Source organism: Bacillus sp. FH, from assembly GCF_052216825.1.
Taxonomy (GTDB): Bacteria; Bacillota; Bacilli; order Bacillales; family Bacillaceae_G; genus Bacillus_A; species Bacillus_A paranthracis.
In genome coordinates, this window is record NZ_JBQOUU010000001.1 from 2,261,909 (window position 1) to 2,283,353 (window position 21,445).

The window sequence follows — 21,445 nt, forward strand, 5'->3', positions numbered from 1 at the left end:
GATGCTTTTTATTTATTTGTTCTTTTTAAAAGTTATCACATTATACGTTTTACTCATTTTCTCATAGAATAAACGCTTATCTCGTTTGAAAATATGCAATGCAAAATGCAATAAGATTAAACCATTGAAAATAAAGAATAGTAAAAGGAAAATTATCTCTAATTGCTCATTTAATACTCTAGAAGCAATTAAAATATAATTGATACCACCAATCCCGTAATATAACAGGCCATAGCGTTTACATAATTCAATGAAAGTAATTCTCTCTCCTTGCCCTTTTACTCTAAAATGAAGAATCCATTTCCCAATTGTTTTCCCATTTGTGAAATAAGGAACAACAATAAAATAAACGAATATCCAAACGAAGCCAAGTAAAAGCTCGTCCAATTTTTCAGCAGGGTTAAATATAAATGCTATGGAAACTTTCACATTGAATATTAAAGAAGTCACAATCCCAATAACAAACCAATCCATCCAAAGAGCAAGGAAGCGTCGTGTCATACGAACTGGTTTATTTTCAAAATCAACTTTTTCATCCATCGCATGTACATCTGGTAGGAAATAAGTGAATATTGGTGCAATCATATATCCTGCAAATCCACCAAGCGTATTTAAGAATAAATCATCAACATCAAATAAACGATATGGACAATTATATAATCCATAGAATCCAGTTAATTGTGTGACTTCGAAGAATAGGGAAACAAAAAATGTAATAATAACAGTTTGTAACAGATTACGACGGAAATAATATCGCAAATAAACGCCTAATGGTAACAATAAAAGAAAATTAAATGCTACCTGTAAAAATGCACGCTCTTTCAAAATTCCAATGTATGACATTGGATTTGCAAAATTCACCTTTGTTTCTCTCAAAATGTCCATGATTGAAGTAAAAGGTGTTATTTGATAATGCTGTGTTCCTGGACGTTGCATACTACACGTATCAAACGTAGCCGGAAACGGTAAAATAATTAAATAATAGGCCGCCATTGAAAATAATAATAAAGAGTACAAAACAAACATACGTAAATAATTAATATACCCATGCTTCCGATACTGCCAAATTAAAAAAGGAATTAATAAAATAAAACCAGCGATTGGAAAGGTAATTATCGCTGTCTTAATCGGGAATAAATAAGCACCCAATTTCTTCACCTCCAAAATATACAACATTCGCTATTATAACAAATTTTTCTTTTTATGCCATTTTCAGTTTTATTTGTTTTTTCATTCAATTTATTTGGTTTTCAAGTTAACTTATTACTCATCAAAAAGACCCTAAAGAATTACTACTTACCAGTAATTCTTTAGGGTCTTTTCATGTATGCAAAAAAACATCTACATGAAGGTTCCTTACAAAAATGTAAGATTCCAGTTAGATACATCGATGTTTGCAACTTTTAATCACTTGTACACTAACAATAGTTAACCAAGCAACACTTCGACATTAATCTGCTGTCATCGCAAATTTAATACATGCACTAAAAATCATTATAGAAAGGATAGGTAGATTATGAATGTAATAAAACAAAGCTTACCTCAAAAAAATCGAATTGTTGATTTAGATGTCATACGAGGTTTTGCCTTGATTGGTATTTTCTTAGTGAATATAAATATGTTTTTTACCGAAGCGGGTGTCTCCAATAAAGGATTACCAGGTGCCAAGTGGATTGACATTCTTGTCGATGCCAAATTTTACGCAATTTTCTCTTTGTTATTTGGTGCAGGGGTATCTCTATTCCTCACTCGAGCAAAAACAAAAGGTCAACCATATTTGGTATATATACGCCGCATGGTTGTACTAGTCCTCATCGGTTTATTACATGCTAATGTTTGGGGCGGAGATATACTACGTTCGTATGCAATCATTGGCTTGTTATTATTGGCTCTTCATAAATTACCAGGTAAATGGTTGTTAGTAATTTCTTTAAGTTTACATGTAATGGGAATTGTCGTTAATACATTATCCTATGATTATATACTAGGCGGGCATCCCAACATGCCACCTTTACTCAATATTCTTCAACTCATTCTCTCATTATTTGCACCTTTAATATACTTTATAGAAGGTTTCTCATTAATGCAGATTGATGCTCTAAAGAAATTAAAGAAGAGCCCTCAGCTTCATACAGCACTCATTATGATTCTTAGTAGCATTTGTATCGTTGGAGTAGCTATACAGTTTCTAACACCTAGTGCAAAAGCATATTTTATCCTAAAAATTATTTTACAACCTCTTCTTGCATTACTTTACACTTTAATCCTTGTAGCTCTACTGAAGAGTACGATAGGGAGCACTGTGTTAAAACCATTACAAGCTTACGGAAGAATGGGAATGAGTAATTATTTGGGACAGACTATTATGGGGATGTTTATTTTACCAATATTCCTAAACGTATTTTCATCAGCATTCGCTATGGTGAGTGTGTGTTTCCTAACATGGATTCTCCAAATCGTGCTTAGCAACGTTTGGCTAAAATATTTTAGTTTTGGACCTATAGAATGGATTTGGCGCTGCTTAACTTATTGGAACTTAATGCCTATCCGAAAAAATAATAGTAAGAAATAACATATAGGAGGATATAAAAATGCAAAGACCTGTTGTAGACGTAAAAAATGTTCAGAAAGTATATGGTAAAAAAGGTGAGAATCAATCATATGCCTTAAAAGGTGTATCATTTTCAATCCGAGAAGGTGAATTTGTCGGTATCATGGGACCATCTGGATCTGGAAAAACAACATTACTAAATGTAATTTCTACATTAGATAATGCAACGGACGGAAAAGTTGAAATTGCTGGAACTGATATTACAAAAATGAAGCAAGGCGCACTCTCTGATTTCCGCTCCAAAAAATTAGGATTTATTTTTCAAGACTTTAACCTTTTAGAAAATTTATCAATCTATGAAAATATTGCATTGCCACTTTCCTTGCAAGGTGTTCCTTCTCGAAAGATTGGGCCAAAAGTAACAAAAGTAGCAGAGATGTTAGGGATTTCATCATTACTTCAAAAGTATCCTTCAGAAGTATCTGGTGGACAAAAGCAACGTTCTGCTGCTGCACGTGCACTCGTTCATGAACCAGCGATTATTTTAGGAGATGAACCAACAGGAGCACTTGATTCTAAAAATGCAACGAGCCTTTTAGATGCAATGAAAAGTCTTAATGAAGAGCAAAATGTTTCAATTATGATGGTTACCCACGATCCATTTAGCGCAAGTTACTGCCAGCGTATTTTGTTCATTCAGGATGGCGAGCTGTATAAGGAACTACATCGTACAACAAACCGTGAAATGTTTTATAAAGAAATTTTAAATGTACTTGCTGATTTGGGTACACAAAAAGCATAAGAAAGGAATTTACAACATGTTACTTAAACTTTCCATGTCAGGACTAAAAAGTAAAATAAGAGACTACATTGTCTTATTAATTGGGCTTGTTATGTCCATTTCAATCTTTTACATGTTCCAAACACTAGCAATGAATGATTCATTTATTAAAGTAAATTCAATGATTAGCTCTATTGGAATCATCTTCCAAGTCGGTTCATTTTTATTGGCAACTATCACGTTTTTCTATATCCTATATGCCAATTCATTTTTACTGTCATTAAGACAAAAAGAGTTCGGTATGTATATGATGTTAGGTGCGAAAAAATATAAAATTACGCTACTCATGTTTATGGAAACTTTAGCTATCGGGATCACTTCACTTATTATTGGGATTGGAATCGGTATCGGACTTTCTAAGGGAATTGGACAACTTCTCATGAAAGAATTAGAATTTGCTTCCGATGGATACCATGCTCTATACATTCCATCTATTCGTGTAACAGTAATATTTTTCTTCATTCTGTTTTTCTTAGCTGCCATTATGAATATAGCAAAGCTATCTCGCATTACAATATTACAACTCGTTCATTCTGAAATGAAAATAGACAAACCCTCAGTAAAAGGGATTAAAACATTCTTTGTAGCAGTAATTGGTGCTGGCTCATTAGCAATTGGATATGCAGCATTAATAAATATAAAGGCTTTATCATTAGCTGGATTTCCTATCGCTACAGTAGCAACGACATTAGGAACATATCTTATTTTTATCTCTTTATTACCGCTAACTATTAGATTACTGAAAAAAATTAAACCATTAAATGAAAAAGGATTAAACTCATTTACTTTTTCTCAATTAAGCTTCCGCGTAAATGATTTAACAAAGGTATTAGCAACTGTAGCAATGTTAATCGCACTTGCAGTTGGAGCAATTGCTGGCGGAATGGCTTTTAAAAACAATATTAGCCTAACTACTGATATTGCTAGCCTATACGACGTATCAGTTCATAATCCAACAGCAGATGAGAAAAAAATATTAAACAAGATCAAATTTGAAGAAAAAGCGAACTATCGCTACAAAGTAGATCAAAAATTCGTTTATTACTTGAAAGAAGACTTAGAAAAAAATCGCCCTCTTGTTCAAAATGGTTTCGGGCAAAAGAAAGTCGGTCAAGTAGAACGAACTGCAAATGAACTTCCAGTCGGAGCAATTGTAAAGAAAGGTGCAAATGATACAATTGGTGGTCTTGCTCTTTCTGAAGAATGGAAGAATGCATTCAAAGAAATACAACCTGAATACTTATACAAACAACAATATATAAAAATTGTAGACCAAAAAATGTACAATCAAATAAAAACAAAAGAACAAAATGTTGTAATTGGAAAAACAAATGATTTCGCAGCGTATAAGAAAGAATGGAAGGAACTTGATCAATTACAATTGGCAAAATATAAAGATGTAACTAAGGATCAGTTAAATAGTAAATTTAGCTTTTACGAAATTATGTACACTTTCACAAGTGGTACAGTCTTTATGGGCTTTTTCTTAGGAATTGCTTTCTTAGCTATGATGGCAAGTTGCTTAATGTTCAAAATCCTATCTGGCGCAACGAAAGATACAAAGCGCTATCAAATGTTACGTAAAATAGGAGTTCGTCGTGAGCTATTAGCGAGATCAATCTATAAAGAGTTATTGTTAGTATTCTTATTCCCAGCTACCATTGGTATCTCCCATGTAATTGTTGGTATGAATATGTTCTCTTTCATTTTGATTGACCCATACTTCCGTATTTGGGTTCCACTCGTAATTTTTGCGGTAATCTATACTATTTACTACTTAATTACAGTTCAATTGTACAAAGGTATTGTACTTCCGAAAGAAAGATAATAAAAAAGCTGATGACATGCTGTCATCAGCTTTTTTATATCCCATATCAGTGATTTATTTACTATACTAGTATATGTACTTGATTTTATTACTAATTTTCAACACCTTATATAAATGAAAGAAAGGAGCTATGTTATTGCAACATGTGAAACAACTACTGAGAAATTTTTTATATTTTTTCTTCAGTAAACAAATTGAAAAGTTTCTAACCTATAATTTAAGAAAAAAAACAAATACATTTATTCGTATCGCTATTTATATTTATTTGGGAACCAAAATTATTTCCCTACTCTTTAATTTTAAGACATCTTACGGAGTAGGGCTCTTTAATATCGGCTGGCTTATAAGCATGTCACTCTATCTATATTTCGCTAAAAATATTTACTTCGAAATGAAACAAGAGCATCAAAAAGTGAAAGAGCTAACCTTCTTTTCTCTCTTTGACTCCAATAAAGATTTACCTTATCGAAGATATATTTACAAGTGCTATACAAAAATATTGTATAGCTTACTTATCGCTGCATCGAGCTTCAATAGCTTATTACAAATTAATGCATCCATCTCACCGTCTATTTCAGACCTAGTCTCTAATGTGATGCATATGATTTTACTTTTAAGTGCGGTCACAGTAACCAGCCTTTATCTTGCACTACAATGGACAAATATATTAATGACTATACTATTAATACTCTCTTCAGTTATCACTGGAGCGATAATAAGTACTGGTTTATTATCAACAATAGGCAGTTTAACTCATTTTGATCTTTTAAATAACTTTTCCATCATTTTAACAATTTTCATTGGCATTATTGTTCAAATGGGAATTGTATGGATACGCCCTCCTTATCAGCTAAGTCGTACAGAAAATGCTTTTTTTATATCCAATTCAATGATTGCTACAACGCTATTATTACTAGTTATTTTCATTCAAGATATTTCTGTACTAACTGTTGGAGAAACGAATTTAGAAAAGAAAGCTCAATTAGCCTTATTACCTTATACAATTGGTGCAACCATTAATTTTATGTATATAAAGTTTAAATCAAATCGTATCGCCCAAAAAGCAGAAAAAAACATGCTAGAAGTTATTTATTTGTTAGAAGAAAATGATATTGATTGTCTTTCTCCTTCACAAAAACAAAAAATAGTTACTAAAATCAAGAAATGTGTCTATTACGGTGGCACATCATTCCGCTTACTTCTCCTTATGAATCCAGAAACGAAACGATTTATAAAAAACATGAAGTTAGATGAGAGAACTCCATAAAAGCATCTATCTCAGGCCTCGGCTATTCTTTCAATAGAATAGCCTTTTTTCATACTTCTGTAAGATTCCTTACAATACTGTAAGCCAATCGTTAGTTACTTCGATGTTTCCAATCTTACATTTCATATAAACTAAAAGTAGATAATCAATCAACAATAAAAACACTTTTAAAGGAGCGAATTCTCATGAAAGAAAACCAAGACTTATTATTCAACCAAATTGTTACTGTTTCTTGCTTAGGCGGCTTCGTTTTACTAACTGGTGTTGCGGCTATTACTAAAATCGCTCAACAACTTTTCATGTAATATATAAATTCATTGCAATTATAAATTATCAAATCACTTAAAGGAGCGAATTCTCATGAAAGAAAACCAAGACTTATTATTCAACCAAATTGTTACTGTTTCTTGTTTAGGCGGCTTCGTTTTACTAACTGGTGTTGCGGCTATTACTAAAATCGCTCAACAACTTTTCATGTAATATATAAACTCATTGCAATTATAAATTATCAAATCACTTAAAGGAGCGAATTCTCATGAAAGAAAACCAAAACTTATTATTCAACCAAATCATTACTGTTTCTTGCTTAGGCGGTTCCATTTTACTAACTGGTGTTGCTGCTGTTATTAAAATCGCTCAACAACTTTTCATGTAATATTTCTTCATTACTACTTTAAATTTAAAATCATTCAAGATGACTAAAAATCACTTTTTATATAGATAAATTTCAAAATAAGGGTTCCTTACAAAAATGTAAGTTTCCAGTTAGATACATCGATGTTTGCAAACATTTATTCCTTGTAAACTAATAACTAGTTAGTCCAATTTAAACACACAAATAACTTATAGAGGAGTTTTCATATGAAAAAATTACTTGCTTCATGCGCTACTTTCGCCTTATTCGCTAGCTTTGCGGTGGGATGTAATGTATCTTCTCCAAGTAAAATTGGTACAGAAGAATACTACGTTCAAATCCAAGGTGAAGGTGAGATTAAAGATAATAGACGTGTCTATACTTTACCTACTTATAATGAAGATGGAGACGAAAAGAAAGTTACTTTCACTAGTCAAAAACCAAATAATGAAAAAATGAAAGAAAATGCATTTTTACGCCTTTACATTAAACAAGAGGACGAAAAGAAAACAGATATACCAGACACGGAAGTTAAATCTTATGAAGAAGTACAAAAATCAGATTTACCCGCAAAAACAAAAGAAAAATTAGGTGTAAAATAATAAATAATTATTAAAAACACATAAAAGGAGTATTTCTTGTTCAGCAAGAAATACTCCTTTTATTTTTGGAACCATTAGTTTGCCACAAACAAAAAGAACCATAACCTTGCCAACCTAGCAAAGTTATGGTTCATATCATACAAAAATAAAAAAACCACCAAATATGTATTGGTGGAGACGGTGGGAGTCGAACCCACGTCCAAAAATATCGGCACTTAAGCTTCTACGAGTGTAGTCGATATATTAACATTTCGCGAACTCTTCGGCCTATCGACAGGCTTCCAAGTTGCTAGTCTGGTTATTCTCTTCCTTTGTCCTCAGACGGCGAACTCCGGCGTAGTCCACTTAGTTTGAGTCCCTTACCCTACCACATGGACGATGGAGGGAGGAACCTTTAGTGCAATTAAGCAGCTAAAGAAAGATTGTTTTGTTTGCCAATTATAGGCTTTGACGTTTTAACGAGGCCGATCCCCTCGACTCGCAACCTAAGCTCGAACTATCCCTGTCGAATCCGTAACGTCCCCATGATAAAAATGGAGCATACGAAGAAAATTTCGTGATAGCTACTAAGAGCTGTTTTTCAATGTGCAACAATCTTACATAAGTTATTATAACATACGCGCGCCGTTTTACAAATGTAAATATCTGTATTACATCTTTTGGCGATCACGGAACGCGCGTGCAATTTCACGTTTTGCTTCTTTCTCTTTTAAATCGTGACGCTTATCATATTGTTTCTTACCTTTTGCTAAACCAAGTGCCATTTTCGCAAATCCATTTTTCAAATAGATTTTTAGTGGAACTAATGCATATCCTGTTTCTTTTGCAGCTCCTGCTAATTTATCAATTTCTTTTTTATGCAGAAGTAACTTTCTCGTGCGAAGCGGATCGTGGTTGAAACGATTCCCTTGTTCGTACGTACTAATATGCATATTATGAACCCATACTTCACCATTATGTACACGTGCAAACGCATCTTTCAAGTTCACGCGTCCAGCGCGAATCGACTTAATTTCCGTTCCTTGAAGGACAAGCCCTGCTTCGTATGTTTCTTCGATGAAATAATCATGAAATGCTTTTTTATTTTGTGCGATAACCTTACCTGAACCTTTTGGCATATAACGTCCCTCCTCTATTTTTACTATTGTAACAAATGTAAACAAAAAGCGAAAGTGGCTCGCTCAGAATGTGAGGTGGATGGAGCTTCTGACCTTGAGGCGTTCTTTGCCTCTAGAGAAGAAGCGAAGCCGCCGAACATTCTAGCCACTGTAGCTGGATTCCGATAAAAAGCGAAAGTGGCTCGCTTAGAATCTTTGGACATTGGAACTCCCGACAGAGAAGCGCTTTTTGCTTCGTCCGAGGGAGTGAAATGGCCAACAGATTCTAGCCACTGTAGCTGGATTTCAATAAAAAGCGAAAGTGGCTCGTTCAGAATGTGAGGTGGATGGAGCTTCTGACCTTGAGGCGTTCTTTGTCTCTCGGGAAGAAGCGAAGCCGCCGAACATTCTAGCCACTGTAGCTGGATTCCATAAAAAGCGAAAGTGGCTCGTTCTCCAGCCACTAAGAAAAAGAAAAAGCCCCGCTTTTTATCAAAGCGAAGCCATCCTTTTCTTACTTACGCTTTTTCTTCTTCTTCTTGAATCCTGGTACGTTTTCGAAGAATGCTTTTTTCTTCTTGCCGTTACCATCTTTTTTCCCTGGTTGGCTAGCGGACGCGGATGCAGATCCTCTTCCTTTACCTTTGCCACCACGGTCAAATTTTCTACCTGTGCCACGTTCTCCGCCGCGCTCATTACTGCGTTCGCTACGTCCGCCGCGTTTCTTTCTGCCTGTTCTTGGCTGTTCAATCACGACTGGACGATCTTTGAACTTACGACGAGGCGTACCTTTCATGCCAACGATTTCAAAGTCGATTGCTCGCTCGTCTTTGTTTACGTTAATAACGCGAATTGTAATTTCGTCACCGATGCGGAATACGTTACCTGTACGTTCTCCGATCATTGCGAAATGCTGCTCATCATAACGATAGTAATCATCCGTTAAGTAGCTAACGTGTACAAGACCTTCAATTGTATTTGGAAGCTCTACGAATAAACCGAAGTTTGTTACAGAGCTAATCATACCGTCATACTCTTCGCCGATCTTATCAAGCATATATTCTGCTTTTTTCAGCTCGTCTGTTTCACGTTCTGCTTCAACTGCACGACGCTCCATATTAGAAGAGTGCTCTGCAATCTCAGGTAATTTTTCACGCCATTTTGCTTGTGTTTCATTGTCGACTTTACCGTTAATGATGTATTCACGAATTAATCGATGAACAATCGTATCTGGGTAACGACGAATTGGTGATGTGAAATGTGTGTAGAACTCAGTTGATAAACCAAAGTGACCTAAACTTTCTGCATCGTAACGCGCTTGCTTCATAGAACGAAGCATAACTGTTGAAATGACTACTTCTTCAGGCTGCCCTTGAACCATTTCAAGAATTTGTTGCAGCGCACGAGGATGTACTTCATTTGCACGTCCTTTTACTGCATATCCGAAGTTCGTTACAAACTCAAAGAAACGCTCTAGCTTATCTTCTTTCGGATCTTCATGGACACGGTACATGAATGGTACGTTCATCCAGTGGAAATGCTCTGCTACTGTTTCGTTTGCAACAAGCATAAATTCTTCAATTAACTTCTCTGATACAGAACGATCACGCATAACAACGTCTGTCGGTTTTCCTTCTTCATCTACTAATACTTTCGCTTCTTTAAAGTCAAAGTCGATTGCCCCGCGGCGCATACGTTTTTCACGTAAAATTTGTGCCAATTGGCCCATCTCTTTAAACATCGGTACGAGCGGCTCATAGCGTTTAATTAATTCTTCGTCCTCATCTTCTAAAATGCTTCTTACGTCAGCATACGTCATACGCTCTGTCGTTTTAATTACACTTTGGAAAATCTCGTGTTTAACAACGTCACCTAAATTATTGATTTCCATTTCACAAGATAACGTCAGACGGTCTACTTTCGGATTTAATGAACAAATACCGTTAGATAGACGGTGCGGAATCATCGGAATTACACGGTCAACAAGATATACACTCGTCGCTCTTTCCGCTGCTTCTACATCAATTGGAGAACCTTCTTGAACATAATGGCTTACATCCGCAATGTGAACGCCAAGCTTATAGTTACCGTTCTCAAGCTTCGTTACTGTAACAGCGTCATCTAAATCTTTCGCGTCTGCACCGTCAATCGTTACGATCATTTGGTCACGCAGGTCACGGCGATCTTTTAAATCTTCCTCTGAAATCGTTTCTGGTACACTGTTTGCGTGTTCCATCACTTCTTCAGGGAACGCTAAAGGTAAATGATGTTTATGAATAACAGATAAAATATCTACTCCTGGGTCATTTTTATGACCTAGAATTTGAACAACTTCACCTTCTGCACTTAAACGATTCTCTGGATAGCTCGTAATTTTCACAACTACTTTATGACCTTCTACAGCACCCATTGATGCGCTTTTCAATACGAAAATGTCACTTGTCCAGCGTTTATTGTCAGGTATAACAAATCCAAAGTTTTTCGATTCTGTATATGTACCAACTAATTCTTTCGTTCCGCGTTCTAAAATGCGTACAATGGAACCTTCTTGACGCGAACCACTCGATTGGGAACTAAGGCGTGCTAATACTGTATCGCCGTGAAGTGCACCGTTTAATTCTGTAGGCGGGATGAAAAGATCATCGTCTCCTGTTTTCTTCTCGTCTGGTACAACAAATGCAAAACCACGCGCATGTCCAATTAACTTACCACGTATTAAATTCATCTTTTCAGGAAGACCGTAACGGTTGCTACGAGTACGAATAACAAGTCCCTTTTCTTCCATCGTTACAAGTGCTTTTACGAAATCTTTAAAGCCCTCAGAACCTTCAATCCCAAATGCCTCTTCTAACTCTTGTATCGTTAGCGGTTTATACGCTTCTTCTCTCATAAATAATAACAACTTATCAATATGTTCTTGTATGATTTCTTCCAAGCAAAAATACCTCCTTTAAAACCTTATATTATTTAGTGTATCCGAAAGATAGGGGATGTATAAAGCGAAACTTCAATACTCCCCTTATGATTTTTACAGTTTTCACAAAAAATTCCTTATGAAAAAAAGAGGCAACTAGATCTTACCAATCTAGTTGCTCCAAGAAGTTATATACATCCTCATGTAGCTCGTCACGCTGCTTATCAAGTGTAATGACATGCGTAGAGTCTTCATACCATTTAATGTCTTTTAACGTTGATTCTACACCGTTATAAATAATGTTCGCACTATCTGTATTAATCATTTCATCATGACGCGCTTGTACAACAAATGTTGGTGCATAAATCATGTCCACATTGTTACGTACGTCAGCAATTAATTGTTGTAATGCTTTTAATGTATTCATCGGTGTCTTTTGGAATTCCAACATTTCTTGTTCGATTTGCTCTGGTGATTTTTGCTCACGCTTTTTATATTCGCGGGCATATGCCAATATACCTTGGTACATCGTTTCTTCACTCTTAATATACATTGGTGCACACATCGGCACTACACCTAAAACCGGTACTGTATAACCTAATTTTAGTGAAAATACTCCGCCAAGTGACAATCCAACGACAGCAATTTTCTCAAAACCTTTATCTTTTAAAAGCTGATATGCCTCCGTTACATCTTGCCACCAATCTTCAGGACCTGTATGAACAAGCTCTTCTGGTGGTACACCGTGCCCTTTATAAATTGGGGCATGACAAGTGTAGCCTTTCTTTTCTAAGAAACGCCCTAACATACGTACATCAGCTGAGTTTCCTGTGAATCCATGTAGTAATAAAACAGCGCGGTCTCCACCCTCAAATGTAAATGGTTTCGGAGATGCTAATTTCATCATGTACTTCTCCTCTTTCTCTTCTGTAATCTAGTCGTATTCTTTCTATATCTAGTGTACCATATTTATATTTCTATAATCTAATTAGAAACATCTTTCAAATGGCAAAACAAAAAAAGAAGAACCATTAGTACATCCTACTAACGCTCCTTCTTTCAATTCTATAAGTTTAAGTACGTAACACCAATTGTTAATGCGAAGAACAATACAGCTAAAACAATTGTAATACGGTTTAATACCGCTTCAATTCCACGTGCTTTTTGCTTACCAAATAATTGCTCTGCACCGCCTGAAATTGCACCTGAAAGGCCTGAGCTATTACTAGACTGCATAAGTACCATAACAATCATTAAAATCGATACAATAATAAGTAAAACGGATAATAACGTATGCACTTGGCGTACCTCCTACAAAGATTCAGTTATTGTAACTGTAGCATAAATTCTATAGAAAAGCGAGAGCTATAAGGTTGCTCTCGCTTTTCTTCTATTACATGAACATCATTGCAAATAGCGGCCCGAGCAAACATGTCAAAATGGCTGTTAATGTCATTGTTACCGATCCAATAACACCTTCATGTTCATTATTTTTCATCGCTCTCATCACGCCCATAATATGAGAAGCACATCCAAATCCGATACCTTTACCAACTGAGTTTGTAACGCGGCTCCATTTTAATAAAAGCGGGCCGGTAATCGTTCCAGTAATACCTGCAATAACAACGAAAGCTGCTGTTAATGACGGTACACCACCAACTTGCTCCGAAACACTCATCGCAACTGGCATTGTCACCGATTTTGGTAAAGAAGATAAAATTAAGCTTTTATCTGTTCCCATAAGTGACGCAATAGCAAAGTCACTTGCAATGGCAACTGTTGTACCTACTAATACACCACCGGCAATCGGTACAACATACTTTTGCAGAACGTGACGTTGTTTATAAAGAGGAATTGCAAATGCTACAACACCGGGTCCAAGTAGCTTTGCAATCCAGCCGCCACCACTTTCCATATAATGTTGATATGGTATATCAAGCACGATAAATAGGAAAGCCATTAATCCTGTTGCTACAAGCATTGGAATGGTGAATGGTGTTGGAAATAATTTATAGATTTTTTTAGATAATTGATATAATAGCACCGTAAAAAGAACCCAACCGATCCCGATTAATATTTGACTCATCGCGACTCTCTTTCCTTTCTATTCGCAAGATATTGTCCTGTATGTCCTGCGACAATAATGATTAAAAATGTACTCGCTACAACTGTAATGAAAAGAGAAATTCCTTTACTCATAAAAAAAGCACCGTAATTCATTAGGCCAAGCGTTGGCGGAATTAATAAAAACGGCATAATAGCAACGAGTGTTTCTGCTCCTAAATCGAACCATTTCACTGGAAGAACTTTTAGGCTAAGTAAAACAAGTAAGAGGAACATTCCAATCAAACTTCCTGGGATTGGAATATTTAACATTTCTTGTACCCAAGTTCCAACCATATAAAAAACGTAAAGAGCAGCAATTTGGACAAGAATCTTTGTAAATTTCATGTTCATCATCCCTCTTGTTTATACGATCTTCTGTTAATATCTTTATCATAGTATAAATTGTAAAAAGCTGCAATTTATCAACTTGACATCAAAAAACGCCTATGTTATACGCTTACAACCTTGATATGACTACATTTCTAAAAGAAAATTAAGTCAAAAACCTTGACCTAATATAAGAAGTTTTTATTTTCTGAATTTTAAAGGTTGTTATTTCAATAAAATAATCTTTTTACCTTTAAGCTTACATATATATAAACAAGATAGGTGGTGAACATATGCCCAAAAAAGTTCTTATTTTTTGTGATCCTGGCATTGATGATACGATGGCTCTCCTCTTAGCATTCTTTATCGATGAAATAGAAATCATCGGTATTGTTGCTGATTACGGCAATGTTCCAAAAGAGATGGCCGTACAAAATGCTCATTTTCTTAAGAATGAAACAAGGAATAGAAATATTAAGATATTCGGTGGTTCAGAACGCCCTCTTACTGGTGCCCCGCCTGCTTTTTTTACAGAAGTACACGGGAAACAAGGGCTTGGGCCAATTATCCCAAATGGGAATGTGACTAACGGAGAAATGGAGAATTTCTTTGAAGTGATTCCTCTTATTGAACAGTATAAAGATGAATTAATCATTGTAAGTTTAGGAAGACTTACCTCTCTAGCAATTTTATTTATCATGTGCAAACAGTTAATGAAACAAATTAAATCTTACTACGTAATGGGCGGTGCCTTTTTACATCCTGGTAATGTCACCCCTATTTCTGAAGCAAACTTTTATGGTGACCCTACTGCCGCTAATATAGTCCTTCAATCCTCACCTAACATGTACATCTATCCATTAAACGTCACCCAATATTCCATCATTACACCAGAAATGGCTGAATATATTGAAGCAAAAGGAAAAGCCCCACTCGTCAAACCGTTATTCGATCATTATTACTACGGCTATTATAAAAATGCTCTACCACATTTAAAGGGTAGCCCCTTCCATGACACAATGCCAATACTCGCTTTACTTGATAACTCTATGTTTACGTATCACAAATCCCCTATCGTTGTCATGACAGAATCCTCTGCACAAGGAGCAAGCATAGGGGAATTTCGTTCTTTAGTGAACCAAAAGCCATTTATTGATTGGCCGGGTCATCAAATTGCAATTGATTTTGATTATAACAGTTTCTTTAAACATTTCATGTCACTTATGACGGGGGAACAATTTTAGCATAAAAAAACAGACCGTGATTTCTCACGGTCTGTCGTTATTTTCTACAATTATCGTTTGATGTTGTAGAAAGATTTGATACCATCGTAAACAGCGATTTCGCCTAGTTCGTCTTCGATGCGTAATAATTGGTTGTACTTAGCAATACGGTCAGTACGGCTCATAGAACCAGTTTTGATTTGGCCAGCGTTAGTTGCAACTGCGATGTCAGCGATTGTAGCATCTTCAGTTTCACCAGAACGGTGAGATACAACTGCTGTGTAACCAGCACGTTTAGCCATTTCGATAGCTTCGAAAGTCTCAGTTAAAGTACCGATTTGGTTAACTTTAATTAAGATTGAGTTAGAGATACCTTTTTCGATACCTTCAGCAAGTTTTTGAGTGTTAGTTACGAATAAATCGTCACCAACTAATTGTACTTTGCTTCCAAGACGCTCAGTTAATAATTTGTGACCATCCCAGTCGTTTTCGTCTAAACCATCTTCGATAGAGATGATTGGGAAGTCTTTGCAAAGCTCTTCGTAGAAATCAACCATTTCTGCAGAAGTTAAGCCAGTACGGCCTTCGCCTGCAAGGTCATATTTACCAGTTTCTTTGTTGTAGAACTCAGAAGAAGCAACGTCCATTCCTAAGAATACGTTCTCGCCAGCTTTGTAACCAGCTTTTTCGATAGCTTCGATGATTACTTCTAATGCTTCACGGTTAGAACCAAGGTTTGGAGCGAATCCACCTTCGTCACCTACTGCAGTGTTAAGACCTTTGTCATGTAATACAGCTTTAAGTGCATGGAATACTTCAGCACCCATACGGATTGATTCTTTGAATGTTGGAGCACCAACTGGTAAGATCATGAACTCTTGGAAGTCTACGTTGTTATCAGCGTGAGAACCACCGTTGATGATGTTCATCATTGGAGTTGGTAATTGTTTTGCATTGAATCCACCAAGGTAACGGTATAATGGAAGACCTACGAAGTCAGCTGCTGCGTGAGCTACTGCCATAGATACACCAAGGATAGCGTTAGCGCCTAGTTTACCTTTGTTTGGAGTGCCATCTAATTCGATCATAGCACGGTCGATACCAGCTTGGTCAGTTACGTCGAAACCAACGATTTCTGGAGCGATAATTTCGTTAACGTTGTTTACTGCGTTAACAACACCTTTACCAAGGTAACGAGATTTGTCACCGTCACGTAATTCTACTGCTTCGTGTTCACCAGTAGATGCACCACTTGGTACGATAGCGCGTCCGAAAGCGCCGCTTTCTGTGTAAACTTCTACTTCTACAGTTGGGTTACCACGAGAGTCAAGGACTTCGCGAGCATAAACATCAATAATTGTTGACATAATAAATTCTCTCCTTTTTATATAAGCAAATTATTTAATAATTGTTTTACCTGTCATTTCTTTCGGTTGCTCAACACCAAGAAGTGTAAGCATAGTTGGAGCGATATCACCTAAGATACCACCTTCACGTAATTCTACGTCGTTCTTAGTAACAATGAAAGGAACCGGGTTAGTTGTATGAGCTGTCATTGGCTCTCCGTCAGAAGTTAATTCTTCGTCAGCATTACCATGGTCAGCAGTAATAAGTGCTACACCATCTTTTGCAAGAATCGCTTCTACAACTTTTCCTAAACATTCGTCAGTTGCTTCTACTGCTTTAATTGTTGGTTCCATCATCCCAGAATGGCCAACCATATCACAGTTCGCAAAGTTAAGAATGATAACATCATGTTTATCATTTTCGATTTCATTTACTAAAGCGTCCGTTACTTCGTAAATGCTCATTTCAGGTTTCAAGTCATACGTTGCAACCTTCGGTGAGTTAATTAAGATACGTTCTTCTCCTGGGAATTCAGCCTCACGACCACCGCTAAAGAAGAATGTAACGTGCGGATACTTTTCAGTTTCCGCGATGCGAAGTTGCTTTAATCCCGCTTGCGCAACAACTTCACCTAAAGTGTTATCAAGGTTCATTGGCTTGAATGCCACGTAACCATCTACTGTTTCACTAAAGTGTGTCATACATACGAATTCTGGAATGTGAGGTACTTTTTCACCACGATCGAACTCACGGAAGTCTTCGTTTGTAAATACACGAGCAATTTGAATTGCACGGTCTGGACGGAAGTTATAGAAGATAACTGCATCATCATCATTGATTGTTGCAACTGGCGTGTTATCTTCGTTAACAATTACAGACGGCAATACGAATTCATCGTAGATACCATTTGCATAAGAGTCTTCTACACACTCTTCTGCTGATTTATAAGTAGGTCCTTCACCATTCACCATAGCACGGTAACATTTTTCTACGCGATCCCAACGCTTGTCACGGTCCATGGAGTAATAACGACCAGAGATAGTCGCGAATTGTCCTACTCCTGTTTCTTTAATTACTTCATTTGTTGCATCGATATAGCTTTGTGCTGTTTTTGGTCCAACATCGCGGCCATCTAAGAATGCATGAATGTATACTTTCTCAACGCCTTCTTTAGCTGCTAAGCGAAGAAGAGCAAACATGTGGTTCATGTGACTGTGCACACCACCGTCAGAAAGTAAACCGAATAAATGAAGTGCAGTACCTTTTTCTTTTACGCTTTTAATTGCACTTTGGAACGTTTCGTTCTTATCGAACTCACCTTCACGAATTGCAACGTTTACGCGTGTTAAGCTTTGATATACAATGCGGCCAGCACCGATATTTAAGTGACCAACCTCAGAGTTACCCATTTGACCTTCTGGAAGACCTACTGCCTCGCCACAAGCTGTAAGCGTTGTGTGAGGGAATTTGTTCCAGTAACCATCAAAATTAGGTTTCTTAGCTTGTGCTACAGCATTCCCGTAAGTTTCTTCACGAAGTCCGAAACCGTCAAGAATAATTAGAGCTGTTGGCTTTCTCATTTTACCGCCTCCAGAAGACCTAAGAACGAAGCAGGCTCTAAGCTAGCACCGCCAACTAAAGCGCCGTCGATGTCAGATTGTGCCATGTACTCTTTAATGTTTTCTGGTTTTACGCTACCGCCGTATTGGATACGAACAGCTTCTGCAGCAGCTGGAGAAACAGCTTCTGCAACAACTTTACGGATGTGCGCACATACTTCGTTTGCATCTGCAGAAGAAGAAGATTTACCTGTACCGATAGCCCAGATTGGCTCATAAGCGATAACAGTTGCTTTAACTTGCTCTTCAGTTAAACCTGCAAGTGCTTTTGTCACTTGACCTGCTACTAGATCAAATGTTTTTCCGCTTTCGCGCTCTTCTAAAGTCTCACCACAACATACGATTGGTGTTAAACCATGTTCAAATGCTGCGATAGTCTTTTTGTTTACTGACTCATCTGTTTCAGCAAACATTTCACGACGCTCAGAGTGGCCAAGTACTACATAGCCAACTTTTAAGTCGCTAAGTGCTACTGGGCTAATTTCGCCAGTGAATGCACCATTTTTTTCGAAGTGCATGTTTTGTGCACCTACTTGTAAATCAGTTCCTTCAGTCGCTGCTACAAGGCGCTCTAAGAATAGAGCTGGAGAGCAAACTACTGCATCAACAGCTGAAGCTGCTGGGATTTGACCTTTAACTTCCTCTACGAAGCTAACTGCTTCAGATAGAGTTTTATTCATTTTCCAGTTACCTGCGATAATTGGTTTACGCATGCTTTGCACCGTCCTTTTTCTTTGGCTGCTACTTATTTGTCGTTAAGACAAACTACACCTGGAAGCTCTTTACCTTCCATGAATTCTAATGACGCACCGCCGCCAGTAGAAATGTGGCTCATTTTATCAGCCATACCGAATTTTTCAACAGCTGCTGCAGAGTCACCACCGCCGATAACAGAGTATGTACCTTCTGCATCTGCTAATGCTTGTCCTACTGCTTTTGTACCTTGTGAGAATGGAGTCATTTCGAATACACCCATTGGTCCATTCCATACAACAAGCTTAGAGTTTTTAATTACATCTGCATAAATTTCACGTGTTTTAGGACCGATGTCCACGCCTTCCCAGTTAGAAGGGATAGAATCGATATTAACGATTTTAGTTGTTGCAGTTTCAGAGAATTCCTCAGTGATTACAACATCAACTGGCATGTAGAAGTTTACGCCTTTTTCTTTTGCAAGTTGCATAAATTCTTTTGCTAGTTCGATCTTGTCGTCTTCACATAGAGATAGACCAATTTCATGACCTAAAGCTTTAACGAATGTGTAAGCAAGTCCGCCACCGATGATTAAGTTATCTACTTTGTCTAATAGATGACGAATTACACCGATTTTATCTTTTACTTTCGCCCCACCGATGATAGCTGTGAATGGACGATCTGGGTTAGAAAGTGCTTTTCCAAGAACATCTAACTCTTTTTCCATTAGTAAACCAGATACTGCTGGTAGGTAGTCCGCGATACCTGCTGTAGAAGCATGAGCACGGTGAGCTGCACCGAATGCATCGTTTACGAAGATGTCAGCAAGAGCTGCAAATTCTTTCGCAAGTTCTGCATCGTTCTTTTCTTCGCCCGCATAGAAACGTACGTTTTCAAGAACTAATACGTCGCCTTCGTTCATTGCTGCAACCATTTCTTGTGCAACTGGTCCGAATGCTTCGTCTGCTTTTTTAACATCTTTACCAAGAAGCTCGCCTAAACGTGCTGCTACTGGAGTAAGACGTAATTCTTCTACTACTTGACCTTTTGGACGGCCTAAGTGGCTTGCTAAAATAACTTTCGCACCTTGCTCTACTAAATATTGAATTGTAGGAAGAGCTGCACGGATACGAGTTTCATCTGTAATTTTGCCTTCTTTCATAGGTACGTTGAAGTCAACGCGGCAAAATACACGCTTACCTTTTAAATCTACGTCACGAATTGATTTTTTGTTCATTGGATTTCCCTCCGACTACTAGTTAGGATTGACAAAACCCACTCAAAAGCTTAACACATTTGCTTTTAAAACGAAAGAAGAGAGAGAGGGAACAAACCCTCTCCCTCGTTTTGTCATTGATAACTTATATAATTAAGAATTAAAGACCTTTTGAAGTCATGTAAGCTGCTAGGTCTACTACGCGGTTAGAGTAACCAGTTTCGTTATCGTACCAAGAAAGTACTTTAACCATGTTACCTTCCATTACCATTGTAGATAATGCATCGATTGTAGAAGAAGCTGTACATCCGTTATAGTCGATAGATACTAATGGCTCTTCGCTGTATCCAAGGATACCTTTTAATTCGCCTTCAGCTGCTGCTTTGAATGCTGCATTTACTTCTTCAACTGTTACTTCTTTGTCAAGTTCAACAACTAGGTCAACTAGAGAAACGTTAGCAGTTGGAACACGTACAGCGCCACCGTTTAATTTACCTTTAAGTTCTGGTAATACTAATGCTACTGCTTTAGCTGCACCAGTAGATGTTGGGATCATGTTTTCAGCTGCTGCACGAGCACGACGTAAATCTTTGTGTGGTAAGTCTAAGATTTGTTGGTCGTTAGTGTAAGAGTGAATTGTTGTCATCATTCCGCGTTTTACGCCGAATTTTTCGTTTAATACTTTAGCGAATGGAGCTAAGCAGTTTGTAGTACAAGAAGCGTTAGATACTACGTTGTGGCTAGCTGCATCGTATTGTTCGTGGTTAACACCCATAACTACAGTGATATCTTCGTCAGAAGCTGGAGCTGAGATGATAACTTTTTTAACTGATCCACCTAAGTGTTTTTCAGCGTCTGCTTTTTTAGTGAAACGGCCAGTAGATTCTACTACGATTTCTACTCCGTAGTCGCTCCATGGTAATTGTGCTGGGTCACGCTCAGCGATAACTTTAATTTCTTTACCGTTAACAACGATGCTGCTTTCGTTAGCAGATACTTCTGCGTTTAAAGTTCCGTGAACTGTGTCATATTTTAAAAGGTGAGCTAAAGTTTTAGCATCTGTTAAGTCGTTGATTGCTACTACTTCTACCTCTGGGTTGTTAAGTGCTGCGCGGAATACGTTACGTCCGATACGTCCAAATCCATTAATACCAATTTTAGTCATTTGAATTTCCTCCTT

At 37.1% G+C, this 21,445-nt stretch carries 20 protein-coding genes and 1 other RNA gene; 8 read left to right on the plus strand and 13 right to left on the minus strand.

Annotation, left to right across the window (positions count from 1 at the left end; translation table 11 throughout):
- Window positions 1-12 precede the first annotated feature (12 nt).
- Window positions 13-1,149, minus strand: a complete 1,137-nt coding sequence (locus tag ACTT1L_RS12075; protein WP_086707189.1) for a VanZ family protein — start codon at window positions 1,147-1,149, stop codon at window positions 13-15.
- A gap of 367 nt (window positions 1,150-1,516) precedes the next feature.
- On the opposite strand from ACTT1L_RS12075, the gene ACTT1L_RS12080 reads away from it, so the two are divergent.
- The 7 genes from ACTT1L_RS12080 to ACTT1L_RS12110 all read left to right on the plus strand — a co-directional run bounded on the left by ACTT1L_RS12080 (window position 1,517) and on the right by ACTT1L_RS12110 (window position 7,723).
- Window positions 1,517-2,572 carry a DUF418 domain-containing protein gene (locus ACTT1L_RS12080; protein ID WP_086707191.1) on the plus strand — a complete coding sequence of 352 codons (1,056 nt, stop codon included), beginning with the start codon at window positions 1,517-1,519 and terminating at the stop codon, window positions 2,570-2,572.
- Window positions 2,573-2,591: 19 nt separating this feature from the next.
- Window positions 2,592-3,353 (plus strand): ABC transporter ATP-binding protein, encoded by a 762-nt coding sequence (locus ACTT1L_RS12085; RefSeq protein WP_001189526.1) that lies wholly within the window; start codon window positions 2,592-2,594, stop codon window positions 3,351-3,353.
- Window positions 3,354-3,369: 16 nt separating this feature from the next.
- A complete protein-coding gene (locus ACTT1L_RS12090) occupies window positions 3,370-5,220 on the plus strand; it encodes an FtsX-like permease family protein (RefSeq protein ID WP_442821925.1) in 1,851 nt (616 codons plus the stop codon).
- A 130-nt stretch (window positions 5,221-5,350) separates the two neighbouring features.
- Complete coding sequence (locus tag ACTT1L_RS12095) at window positions 5,351-6,487, plus strand: hypothetical protein (RefSeq protein WP_086707195.1); 1,137 nt, start codon at window positions 5,351-5,353, stop codon at window positions 6,485-6,487.
- A 185-nt stretch (window positions 6,488-6,672) separates the two neighbouring features.
- Entirely contained in the window at window positions 6,673-6,792 is a 120-nt protein-coding gene (locus ACTT1L_RS12100) for a DUF4027 family protein (RefSeq protein WP_162876064.1), read from the plus strand.
- Window positions 6,793-6,847: 55 nt separating this feature from the next.
- Entirely contained in the window at window positions 6,848-6,967 is a 120-nt protein-coding gene (locus ACTT1L_RS12105) for a DUF4027 family protein (protein ID WP_162876064.1), read from the plus strand.
- Between the two features lie 381 nt (window positions 6,968-7,348).
- Window positions 7,349-7,723 carry a YxeA family protein gene (locus tag ACTT1L_RS12110; protein ID WP_000734553.1) on the plus strand — a complete coding sequence of 125 codons (375 nt, stop codon included), beginning with the start codon at window positions 7,349-7,351 and terminating at the stop codon, window positions 7,721-7,723.
- A gap of 169 nt (window positions 7,724-7,892) precedes the next feature.
- On the opposite strand, the gene ssrA is transcribed toward ACTT1L_RS12110, so the two are convergent.
- The 7 genes from ssrA to ACTT1L_RS12145 all read right to left on the minus strand — a co-directional run bounded on the left by ssrA (window position 7,893) and on the right by ACTT1L_RS12145 (window position 14,185).
- Window positions 7,893-8,247, minus strand: a transfer-messenger RNA (tmRNA) gene (gene ssrA / locus ACTT1L_RS12115).
- Window positions 8,248-8,373: 126 nt separating this feature from the next.
- A complete protein-coding gene (gene smpB / locus ACTT1L_RS12120; protein WP_001123901.1) occupies window positions 8,374-8,841 on the minus strand; it encodes an SsrA-binding protein in 468 nt (155 codons plus the stop codon).
- 493 nt (window positions 8,842-9,334) lie between these two features.
- Window positions 9,335-11,755, minus strand: coding sequence for a ribonuclease R (rnr, locus tag ACTT1L_RS12125; protein ID WP_000391094.1), 2,421 nt, complete (start codon window positions 11,753-11,755; stop codon window positions 9,335-9,337).
- A gap of 142 nt (window positions 11,756-11,897) precedes the next feature.
- On the minus strand, window positions 11,898-12,638 hold the full coding sequence (estA, locus tag ACTT1L_RS12130; RefSeq protein WP_000761976.1) for a carboxylesterase: 741 nt from the start codon (window positions 12,636-12,638) through the stop codon (window positions 11,898-11,900).
- 161 nt (window positions 12,639-12,799) lie between these two features.
- Window positions 12,800-13,033, minus strand: coding sequence for a preprotein translocase subunit SecG (gene secG, locus ACTT1L_RS12135; RefSeq protein ID WP_000557262.1), 234 nt, complete (start codon window positions 13,031-13,033; stop codon window positions 12,800-12,802).
- Between the two features lie 94 nt (window positions 13,034-13,127).
- Complete coding sequence (locus ACTT1L_RS12140; protein WP_000078304.1) at window positions 13,128-13,820, minus strand: LrgB family protein; 693 nt, start codon at window positions 13,818-13,820, stop codon at window positions 13,128-13,130.
- Complete coding sequence (locus ACTT1L_RS12145; protein ID WP_000673222.1) at window positions 13,817-14,185, minus strand: CidA/LrgA family holin-like protein; 369 nt, start codon at window positions 14,183-14,185, stop codon at window positions 13,817-13,819. The genes ACTT1L_RS12140 and ACTT1L_RS12145 overlap by 4 nt, the downstream gene beginning before the upstream one ends.
- 275 nt (window positions 14,186-14,460) lie before the next feature.
- Between ACTT1L_RS12145 and ACTT1L_RS12150 the strand changes: the two genes are divergently transcribed.
- A complete protein-coding gene (locus ACTT1L_RS12150; protein WP_001125031.1) occupies window positions 14,461-15,411 on the plus strand; it encodes a nucleoside hydrolase in 951 nt (316 codons plus the stop codon).
- 50 nt (window positions 15,412-15,461) lie between these two features.
- Here ACTT1L_RS12150 and eno read toward each other — a convergent pair whose 3' ends face one another.
- From eno to gap, 5 genes are all read right to left on the minus strand, one after another.
- Entirely contained in the window at window positions 15,462-16,757 is a 1,296-nt protein-coding gene (gene eno, locus ACTT1L_RS12155) for a phosphopyruvate hydratase (protein WP_000103957.1), read from the minus strand.
- Window positions 16,758-16,787: 30 nt separating this feature from the next.
- Window positions 16,788-18,317: a 2,3-bisphosphoglycerate-independent phosphoglycerate mutase gene (gene gpmI / locus ACTT1L_RS12160; protein WP_001231150.1), complete on the minus strand. Its 1,530-nt coding sequence runs from the start codon at window positions 18,315-18,317 to the stop codon at window positions 16,788-16,790.
- Window positions 18,314-19,069: a triose-phosphate isomerase gene (gene tpiA / locus ACTT1L_RS12165; protein ID WP_001231036.1), complete on the minus strand. Its 756-nt coding sequence runs from the start codon at window positions 19,067-19,069 to the stop codon at window positions 18,314-18,316. Before tpiA ends, gpmI begins: the two co-directional genes overlap by 4 nt.
- A 32-nt stretch (window positions 19,070-19,101) precedes the next feature.
- Window positions 19,102-20,286 (minus strand): phosphoglycerate kinase, encoded by a 1,185-nt coding sequence (locus ACTT1L_RS12170; protein ID WP_001036343.1) that lies wholly within the window; start codon window positions 20,284-20,286, stop codon window positions 19,102-19,104.
- 139 nt (window positions 20,287-20,425) lie between these two features.
- Entirely contained in the window at window positions 20,426-21,430 is a 1,005-nt protein-coding gene (gene gap, locus ACTT1L_RS12175) for a type I glyceraldehyde-3-phosphate dehydrogenase (RefSeq protein ID WP_000161231.1), read from the minus strand.
- Window positions 21,431-21,445: the final 15 nt, after the last annotated feature.